This is a genomic window from Salinicola salarius (assembly GCF_002179555.1).
GTDB lineage: Bacteria > Pseudomonadota > Gammaproteobacteria > Pseudomonadales > Halomonadaceae > Salinicola > Salinicola salarius_A.
In genome coordinates this window covers 1-722 of the sequence record NZ_NHOU01000125.1, presented here as the reverse complement: position 1 = coordinate 722, position 722 = coordinate 1, and the positions used below count along the sequence as shown (strand labels likewise).

At 60.4% G+C, this 722-nt stretch carries 1 protein-coding gene; it reads left to right on the top strand.

The window, feature by feature from the left end:
• Positions 1–87 precede the first annotated feature (87 nt).
• On the top strand, positions 88–722 hold a 635-nt coding region (locus CCD76_RS19425), incomplete at its 3' end, for a transposase (protein ID WP_143543359.1).

Genomic DNA, 722 nt, shown 5'->3' with positions numbered 1-722 from the left:
TAGCGTGAAAGAGGGAGGAGACGGCAGCCAGAAAGGTTAAGGTTGTGTTCGCCAAAACATAGCCCACACCCAACCGCTGCCGTCACCATGGATGCTAGTTTGCTTGCCCTCTTCTGGGAAGGCTTCGAGCTGGATCGATATGAACTGCTCGATACCCACAGCCTGCTTGTTACCCTTAAACCAGACCCCGCCCGGCCTCCTCGCTGTCACCGCTGCGGACAGGCGTCTACGCTCATCCACGACACGCATCGCCGCCGCGTTCGTGAGCGCGATCTGTTCCAATATCGAGTCTGGTTGGACGTACCCGTCCGCCGGGTGCGTTGTCGCCAGTGCGGCCCGCGTCGCGAACGTATCGATTGGTTGATCGGTCGCCAGTCGCTGACGTGCGCCATGGTGAACTGGGTGGAAGCGTTGGTTCGTCTGATGCCGGTCAAACACGTGGCTGAACTGTTGGGACTGCACTGGCATACCGTCAAGGCGATCGACTATCGACGTCTGCAACGCGAGGTGCGGCCTGTCGACCTGAGTCGGGTGCGTCGCCTGATCATGGACGAGTTCGCGCTATTCAAGGGCCATCGCTACGCCACGGTGGCGATCTGCGCCGATACGCAGCAGGTGCTATGGATCGGAGAAGGTCGCAGCCGTGCGGCAGTACGCCCTTTCTTCGAGTGGTTGGGACCGAAGGGTTGCCAGCAGATCGAAGCCGTCGCCATGGACATGAA